We start from the raw sequence: 8,603 nt of genomic DNA, 5'->3' as shown, positions 1-8,603 counted from the left end.
GATGGTTCGAGCGCCGAGCAGTTCCTGCTGCGCAATCCCCTGCCCGCCGGGAAATTCCGCTCCGGCTTCGGCGCCCGCCGGCATCCGATCCTCGGTTATGTCCGCATGCATACCGGCGTCGACTGGGCGGCGCCGATCGGAACGCCGATCATCGCCGCCGGCAACGGCACCATCGAAAAGGCCGGCTGGGCCGGCGGCTACGGCAAACAGATCATCATCCGCCATGCCAATGGCTACGAGACCTCCTACAATCACCAGAGCGCCTTTGCCAAAGGCATCGAACCGGGCGTTCATGTCCGCCAGGGCCAGACCATCGGCTTCCTCGGTCAGACCGGCCTCTCCACCGGTCCGCATCTTCACTACGAGCTGATCGTCAACGGCACCAAGGTCGACCCGATGCGCGTGCGCCTGCCGGTCGGCAAGGTGCTGAAGGGCGACGACCTGGTCGCTTTCCAGCGCGAGCGCGAGCGCATCGATGAACTGCTCAAGCAGGAAGACAGCAATCCGCTGAAGGTCGCGAGCGCCAAGATCGAAGGCTAATGCATGTCGCCCAGAAGTGTGCCGCGGCTCTGGGACAAGGACATGCGTCAAAACAAAGACTAAAGCGCGTCGTATGAATCCGTTTCAGCGCGACGCGCTTTAAGCCGTCACACTCGACGCCGGCGAATCATAATCGCCCCATCAGAGCATTCCGAATCGGGTCGGCTCCGAATCAGGTCGACTGCTCCTCTTCGGCTCGTGACCAAGGCAGCTTTTGCCCCGAAACGGTGGCCCAGGCGATAACAGCGGCAAGGAGGCAAAGCACGGCCGTCACTGTCGACACGGCCGCGAACGCCGCATCGCTGGCGGCGAGCCGTGTTGCATCAAGGTCTGGCGCCAGGCCGGCCAATGCCGGTTCGCCGAATCCCGGGATGCCCGGCCTGACGCTGGTATCGAGCATCGTCGAATAGACCCAGGCCGCGAGCGAGCCCATCGCCGCCACAGCAATCAGCCCGCCAATGCGCGAAACTGCATTGTTGATGCCGGAAGCGGCGCCGGTATCCTTGTCCTCAACCGCGGTCATGACCGCCGTCGACAGCGGCGACACAACCAGCGCCATGCCGAGCCCCATCACCGCCATCATCGGAAAGATACCGGTCCAGAAATTGTGCATGCCGGCATGAGTGAGCAAAGCCAGCCCGGCAAAGGCGATGGCGACCACCAGGCAGCCGCTGGCGATCGGAAAACGCGGACCGATGCGATCCGACCACTGGCCGACGAGACCCGACAGCAGCGCGATCGACGCCGACAACGGCAGGAAGATGAAACCGACCTCTTTGGTGCTCAGCCCCCATCCGGCGATCAACAGCATCGGCAGGTAGAACAGATTGGCCGACAACGCGAAATACAGGAAGAAGGTGGCGAGGTTGGCGCCGGCGAAGGCGCCGATCCGAAACAGCTTAAGATCGATCATCGGCTCGCGCTGCCGAAGCTCGAAGACGATGAAGATGATAAGCAGCACGGCGCCTGCGGCGATGCTCGGCCCCGACATCAGCCCGCTGCCTTCGGCGCTCATCGAGGTCAGTCCGTAGGCAAGCGCCCCGAAGGCAAGCGTGGCGAGAGCGGCGCCGCCGAGATCGAGGCTTCGCTTCTCCGTCGGCGCGTCGGCGGGAATCTTGGCCAGCAGGAGATAGATCGAGATCAGCCCGAGCGGCAGGTTGACGGCGAAGATCGCCCGCCAGATACCGCCGCCAAAGGCCGACAGGACGAAGCCACCGAGCACTGGACCGAGCGCCGTCGTCAGCGCCGAGGCGGCGGCCCAGATGCCGATCGCCCGGCCGCGCTCCTTCTTCGGATAGGCCTTGGCGATGATGGCGAGGCTGCCCGGCACCATGATCGCTGCACCAAGGCCCTGAATGGCGCGAAAGGCGATGAGCACCAGCGCATTCGGCGCCACCGCGCAGGCCAGCGAAGCGACGATGAACAACGCAATGCCGGCAACGAAGGCGCGCCTGAGGCCAAACCGGTCGCCGGCGGCGCCGCCGGCCAGAATCAGCGCCGACAGCGTCAGCGCATAGGCGTTGGAAATCCACTGGACCTCGGCCAGGCTGGCGCCGAGGTCGACGCGCATTGCCGGCATGGCAATGGCCAGGATCGACCCGTCGATGAAGCCGAGCGCTGACGCAAGGATCGCCGCAACCAGCACGAACTTGCGCTGCGACTGCGGGCAAAATGTACCGTTGGAAAGAGACCTGGTCAGGGGAACGGCTGCGGCTTCGCTCGGAGACTTCATGAGCGTCTGCTTAGACTTGTTGCGGGCCGGCAACAACCAGCCAGCGCCCTGCGCTCATGAATCCAGCTTTGGATATCGGTCTGCCTTATGGGCAGGCCGACATCACTGCGCTGGAGCGCTCACTTGCTCCGCAACATCATCGGCCGAGGGACCGCCGACGAACTCGACGGTGACGCCCGGCGACACCAGCTTGGCCAGTTCACGCGCATCCCAGTTGGTCAGGCGCACGCAGCCATGGCTTTCGGTCTTGCCGATCTTGGAGGGATCGGGCGTGCCGTGAATGCCATAGGTCGGCTTGTCCAGCGCAATCCACACCGAGCCGACCGGGCCGTTCGGACCCGGCGGGATGGTCAGGATCTTGTCGTTCTGGCCCTGCTTGAAATTGATGCTGGGGTTGTAGGTGTAGTTAGGATCGAGCGCGACGCGCGACACCGTATGGGTGCCGGTCGGCGAGGGCGTGTCGGCTGAACCGATGGTGGCCGGATAGGCCGCGACCAGCTTGCCACCGGCGTCATAGGCGAACACCTGCTTCTTGTCCTTGTCGGCGACGATGCGGGCAACCGGCGTCGCCACCAGCCTGCCGAAATTCGCGACCTTGATGATGGTGCCGGGACGGCTGAAGTCGGCCTCGGGATTGAGCCCCTTCAGGTAGTTCTCGTCCATGTGGAAGCGTTCGGCCAAGGCTTCGGTGACGGAGGTGTAAGCCATGCGGTCGAGCTGTGCCTTCTGGCTGTAATCTTCCGGTATCGAGGCGACGTAAGGGCCGGCCGCGTCTTCGGGCGTGATCGTATAATTGGCGAAAGCATCGCCACCGGTTTGCGCCAGCGCAGCCTGGATGCCGACGGCGTCGGTCGAGCGCAGATTGCTGCCGGTGATCTGGTTGTAGGCGGCAAGCGCCTTGTCGACATTGGAGCCGAAGCGCCCGTCGACGACGCCGGGTGAAGCGCCGGCGCGGTCAAGCAGCACCTGCAAGGCGGCTACATCCTGGCGTGCGCCGAGTGAAAGCGAGGGATCGACCACGGTCTTGCCACCGGCTTTCGGCGGCAGCGCGGCCTGGCCGGCGGGCGCCGCCGGTTCGGCGGGATCGATAGAGGCTTCGTTCAGCGGCTGGCGCTTGACGGGCCGCGGTTCAGCGGATTTCGGCGCTTCCGGATAGGTGTCTCTGTCATTGGCATCATCCTGCGGAGCGGCCCCCAGGAATCTGTCGCTTTCAGGATCGTATTCATCAATCGGCGGGCCGGGGATTCGTCCCTGATCGTCCAGTTGCCTGCGGCGGAAACGCGCCATGTCTTCGGGATCGTCGAGATAGTAGCGGTCGTCGTCTTCGACCGGTGCGCGTCCAAGCTCACGTGCCCGCATTTCCCGGCGCAGCGCGCGGCGGTCGAGCCTGGTCTGCGGCGGCTGGATGGCGATGACCTTGCCGGTCTCGGCATCGACGATGACGCGGTTGCCCCTGGCGTCGTAATAGATGTCGAGATTGCCGTCCTGGGCAAGCACAATGCCGCCGCTATCGGCGGCGCGGACCGCCGGCAGTGCGTTGTCCATAGTCGGCGATGCCATGGCGCTGGACGTGAGCAGCCCGGCGGCGAGCACCGAAAAGGCAAGGATCGTGCGGAACATGGTGGTCAAACTCTCCGTTACTTACAGCGCCGCGCGTCCGTTTGGACGCGCAAAGGACGCTGTAACACTTCATGTCTGCGCATGATCCTTTCCGAAAATCGAATTTCGATTTTCGGGGTCATGCGTAATTTCCGCCGCCCGGCAGTGTTCCCACCAGAACGTTCTCGCCACCGTTTGGATGCGCAAGGAACGCCCTGGTCGTCAAAAGCCTGCAGGCAAACCCCTTCGCCAGCAAACCACAACATAAGCTTTCCAACATGAACCGGGCATGAAGATGGCGGATTACTGGTTGCTACAGGCCCAATTCCTTGCGCGTCTGCTTCGTCAGCTTGAGGACGACGAGGCGGTGGCTTTCGCCGAGATAGTCCTTCAGCGCATCATCATCCATGCTCTGGCTTGTCTGACGCTGGATCCATTTCATGCCGCGCGAGGCGAGATAGGGCGCCGGCCGGCAGCCGGGCTGATCCTTCAGCACGTCGAAAGCCATTTCAGAGCATTTAAAGGTGACGAAGACGCCACCCTCCCGGTCATGGCCGGCGATGGTGAAGACCTTGCCACCGACTTTCCAGACATCGGCGCCGCCCCACTGCACGACGTGCGTCGTCTGCGGCAGCGAGGCGCAGAAGCTGTTGTAGTCGTCCAGCGTCATCTGCACCCTGTCAAAGGATTGTTGTTTCACAAGAAAATGCCGCGCGTCCGGTCGGACGCGCGGCGTTGGATCAGGCTGCCGCGTCGGTCGGCACCACAGTGGGCCTGGACCGAAAATTCAACCGGTCGGAGCCGGCGGTGACCTTGACGGTCGAGCCGTCGAGGATCTCGCCAAGCAGGATTTTTTCCGCCAGCGGATCTTGCAGGTCCTTCTGCATCACCCGCTTCAGCGGCCGAGCGCCATAGGCCGGGTCGTAGCCCTTCGCCGCCAGCCAGTCGATCGATTCCTGGTCGAGCGACAGTGTGATCTTGCGGTCGACGAGCAGATTTTCCAGCCGCTTGAGCTGGATCTCGACGATGCGACCCATATCCTGCCGGCGCAGCCGGTGGAACAGGATCACCTCGTCGACGCGGTTGAGGAACTCCGGCCTGAACGAGGCTCTCACCACGCTCATAACCTCGCCGCGCACGGCATCGACATCCTGCTCTTCGCCGAGATTGACCAGATATTCGGCGCCGAGGTTCGACGTCATGACGATCAGCGTGTTGCGGAAGTCGACCGTGCGGCCCTGCCCGTCGGTCAGCCGCCCGTCGTCGAGCACCTGCAACAGCACGTTGAAGACATCCGGATGCGCCTTCTCGATCTCGTCGAACAGCACGACCTGATAGGGCCGGCGCCGCACCGCTTCGGTCAGCGCGCCGCCTTCCTCATAGCCGACATAGCCGGGAGGCGCGCCAATCAGCCGGGCGACCGAGTGCTTCTCCATGTATTCCGACATATCGATTCGCACCATGGCGCTCTCGTCGTCGAACAGGAAATTGGCCAGCGCCTTGGTCAGTTCGGTCTTGCCGACGCCGGTCGGTCCGAGGAACATGAACGAGCCGATCGGCCGGTTCGGATCCTGCAGCCCGGCCCGGGCACGACGCACGGCCTTGGACACCGCCTGTACCGCTTCGCCCTGGCCGACGACTCGCTTGCCGATCTCGTCTTCCATGCGCAGCAGCTTGTCGCGCTCGCCCTGCAGCATCTTGTCGACCGGAATGCCGGTCCAGCGCGACACGATATGGGCGACGTGGTCGGGCGTGACCACCTCTTCGACCATGCCGGCCTTGCCGTCCTGGGCTTCGGCTTCCTTCAGCTTCTTTTCCAGTTCCGGGATCTTGCCATAGGCAAGCTCGCCGGCGCGCTGGAATTCACCCTTGCGCTGGGCAATGGCGAGGTCGTTGCGGGCCGCGTCGAGCTGCTTCTTGAGGTCAGCGGCGAGGCCAAGCTTCTGCTTCTCCGACTGCCATTTGGCGGTGATCTCGGTCGATTCCTCCTCGAGGCCGACGAGTTCCTTTTCGAGACGCGCGAGCCGGTCCTTTGACGCCTCGTCCTTCTCGACCTTCAGTGCCTCGCGCTCGATCTTGAGCTGCATGATGCGGCGATCGATTTCGTCCAGCGCCTCGGGCTTGGAATCGACCTGCATCCTCAGCCGCGACGCGGCTTCGTCGACAAGGTCGATCGCCTTGTCCGGCAGGAAACGGTCGGCGATGTAGCGGTTGGACAAGGTCGCCGCCGCGACCAGCGCCGAATCCGAGATGCGCACCTTGTGGTGCTGCTCGTACTTCTCCTTCAGGCCACGCAGGATCGACACGGTATCTTCCACCGACGGCTCGTTGACGAAGACCGGCTGGAACCGGCGGGCAAGGGCCGCGTCCTTCTCGACATGCTTCCTGTATTCATCGAGCGTGGTCGCGCCGACGCAGTGCAGTTCGCCGCGCGCCAGCGCCGGCTTCAACAGGTTCGAAGCGTCCATGGCGCCATCGGCCTTGCCGGCGCCGACCAGCGTGTGCATCTCGTCGATGAACAGGATGATGCCGCCGGCCGCCGAGGTGACTTCGTTGAGCACGGCCTTCAGCCGCTCCTCGAACTCGCCGCGATATTTGGCGCCGGCAATCAGCGCGCCCATGTCGAGCGCCATCAACTGCTTGTCCTTCAGCGATTCCGGCACGTCGCCATTGACGATGCGCAGCGCCAGGCCTTCGGCGATCGCCGTCTTGCCGACGCCCGGCTCGCCGATCAGCACCGGGTTGTTCTTGGTACGCCGCGACAGCACCTGGATGGTGCGGCGGATCTCATCGTCACGGCCAATCACAGGGTCGAGCTTGCCGGCGCGGGCATCGGCGGTGAGGTCGCGCGCGTATTTCTTCAGCGCGTCATAGCCCTGCTCGGCGCTCGCCGAATCGGCGGTACGGCCCTTGCGGACGTCGTTGATCACCTGGTTCAGCGCCTGCGCTGTGACGCCGGCCTTGGACAGGATATCGGCCGTCTTGGCCGACTTCTCCATCGCCAACGCCTGCAGCAGTCGCTCGACCGTGACAAAACTGTCGCCGGCTTTCTTGGCCAATTCCTCGGCGGTCGAAAACACCTTGGCCAGCGGCTGCGCCAGATAAAGCTGGCCGTTGCCGCCTTCCACCTTGGGCATGGCCTCAAGGGCGGTCTCGACGCCGAGCTTGACGTCGCGCACGTTGCCGCCGGCGCGCTCTATCAGCGAGGCGGCCAGCCCCTCATCGTCATCGACGAGGACCTTCAGCATATGTTCGGGAGTGAATTGCTGGTGATTGCGCGAGAGCGCCATGGTCTGGGCGGACTGAATGAATCCGCGGACGCGCTCGGAGTATTTCTCGAGGTTCATATCTGTCTCCTTCCATCACCGGCCCGCTTTGCGGCACCGGATCAGATTGCGGTGACGGACCCGCTCATCCGAGCCGGGTCCAGTTCACGCCAGATATGGGGCGCAAGCCATTGCCGCTCAAGACGTCCGGCTGATGATATTGCATGGCCGAGCAAACGAAAACGGCGGAGATTTCTCTCCGCCGTTTCACCGACTTATGTCTTGTGGGTCAGTTGTTGGCGTCGACGGCGAACGGGTCGCCGGCCGGGCTTTCGGCCGGCGCCGCATCCACCACGTCAATAGCGGCAGCGGTCTCGCCGGCGCCATCCACCACCTGGCCACCACCAGACTGTTCGTCACCGACCTGATCGGCATTGTTGCGCGGGCGGCGCGGACGCCGCGGGCGACGGGCAGCGCCGCTCTCGGCGGCTGCCTCATTGAGTTCGGCCCGGGCGGCAAGAGCCGCCGGCGACAGGTTTTCGTACAGCGGCGCCCGCTCGGAGAAACCGCTCTCGGCTTCGGGCTCAACCGCGGAAACGGTTTCCGCCTGTGCCGGGGTTTCGGTGAAGCGCTGCTGGTCGCCGCGCTGGCCGTTCTGCTCGCCACGCTGGTCGTTCTGGCCATAGCCGCCATTGGGGCGGCGGTCACGGTTGCGGCCATTGTTGTCGCGGCCGTTGTTGTTGCGGCCATTATTGTCACGGCCACTGTTGTTCTCGCGGCCGTTTTCCTGGCCGTATGCGAGTTCGGCCGGCGTGCCCTCAATCGTCGGCTGCGGACCGTTGCCGTGGTTCGCCATCGGCGCTTGAGTCTCGCCGCCATTGCCGCTGCCGGCATTGTCAAAATCGTCGCGATCTTCATCGTCGTCGAATTCGTCGCGGTTCTGCGGGGCATTCTGGATCGGCATCTGCGCCTGTGCGGCGGCAATGATGCGGTTGTAGTGCTCGGCGTGCTGGAGGTAATTTTCCGCCATAACCCGGTCGCCGGAGCTTTGCGCATCACGGGCCAGAATGGCGTATTTTTCGGCGATCTGCTGAGCCGATCCACGGATTTTCACGTCCGGGCCGTTGCTCTCGTAGTTGCGCGTCAGGGGATTTGGGCCCTTGCGGTTGTTGTTGTTGTTATTGTTGTTGCCACCGCCGCCGCCATTGTTGTTGCGACCGCGCATGCGCCTGTTCTGCTGTTGTGGCCTCATAAGACTCTCTTCATCTTGAAATTTTCGAAAAACGTTTCACGAACGGAGGCGCTCATGGAGCCAGCCGTTTCGTTTCTTCACCGGCGTTCGCCCGCATCAATTGCGTTGGCGCCACGTGTCATCCTGTTCCGGTTACATCACTTGCCGGACGATTCCCGCACGAAGCTTGGGCGTCGTTTGCGCAAGAAGGCAGCTATTTCCAAGGAAAACCGAA

The 8,603-nt window shown here is 63.6% G+C and carries 6 protein-coding genes (1 of these 6 cut by a window edge); 1 reads left to right on the top strand and 5 read right to left on the bottom strand.

The annotated features are described in order from the left end of the window. Positions 1–540, top strand: partial view of a M23 family metallopeptidase gene (locus ACYG9Y_RS29250; RefSeq protein ID WP_023737476.1) — the 3' portion only. 1,431 nt of this gene lie to the left of the window's left edge; only the last 540 of its 1,971 coding nucleotides appear in the window; its start codon lies off the left edge, out of view; the stop codon is at positions 538–540. Between the two features lie 172 nt (positions 541–712). On the opposite strand, the gene ACYG9Y_RS29245 is transcribed toward ACYG9Y_RS29250, so the two are convergent. The 5 genes from ACYG9Y_RS29245 to ACYG9Y_RS29225 form a co-directional block, all read right to left on the bottom strand. Beyond that, positions 713–2,272: an MFS transporter gene (locus ACYG9Y_RS29245; protein WP_023737475.1), complete on the bottom strand. Its 1,560-nt coding sequence runs from the start codon at positions 2,270–2,272 to the stop codon at positions 713–715. 102 nt (positions 2,273–2,374) lie between these two features. Then, complete coding sequence (locus tag ACYG9Y_RS29240; RefSeq protein WP_023737474.1) at positions 2,375–3,892, bottom strand: L,D-transpeptidase family protein; 1,518 nt, start codon at positions 3,890–3,892, stop codon at positions 2,375–2,377. Between the two features lie 292 nt (positions 3,893–4,184). Continuing rightward, positions 4,185–4,541: an MmcQ/YjbR family DNA-binding protein gene (locus tag ACYG9Y_RS29235; protein WP_023737473.1), complete on the bottom strand. Its 357-nt coding sequence runs from the start codon at positions 4,539–4,541 to the stop codon at positions 4,185–4,187. 70 nt (positions 4,542–4,611) lie between these two features. Next, positions 4,612–7,218 (bottom strand): ATP-dependent chaperone ClpB, encoded by a 2,607-nt coding sequence (clpB, locus tag ACYG9Y_RS29230; protein WP_023737472.1) that lies wholly within the window; start codon positions 7,216–7,218, stop codon positions 4,612–4,614. Between the two features lie 208 nt (positions 7,219–7,426). Beyond that, positions 7,427–8,389 (bottom strand): DUF4167 domain-containing protein, encoded by a 963-nt coding sequence (locus tag ACYG9Y_RS29225; RefSeq protein ID WP_023737471.1) that lies wholly within the window; start codon positions 8,387–8,389, stop codon positions 7,427–7,429. Positions 8,390–8,603: the final 214 nt, after the last annotated feature.

The sequence above is a fragment of the Mesorhizobium sp. W050 genome (genome assembly GCF_054719535.1).
This window is presented reverse-complemented; position numbering and strand designations above follow the sequence as displayed.

Coding starts and splice junctions, on each gene's coding strand:
- ACYG9Y_RS29235 (WP_023737473.1), bottom strand. CDS start 4,541: ATGACGCTGGACGACTACAACAGCTTCTGCGCCTCGCTGCCGCAGACG.
- ACYG9Y_RS29225 (WP_023737471.1), bottom strand. CDS start 8,389: ATGAGGCCACAACAGCAGAACAGGCGCATGCGCGGTCGCAACAACAAT.
- ACYG9Y_RS29245 (WP_023737475.1), bottom strand. CDS start 2,272: ATGAAGTCTCCGAGCGAAGCCGCAGCCGTTCCCCTGACCAGGTCTCTT.
- clpB (WP_023737472.1), bottom strand. CDS start 7,218: ATGAACCTCGAGAAATACTCCGAGCGCGTCCGCGGATTCATTCAGTCC.
- ACYG9Y_RS29240 (WP_023737474.1), bottom strand. CDS start 3,892: ATGTTCCGCACGATCCTTGCCTTTTCGGTGCTCGCCGCCGGGCTGCTC.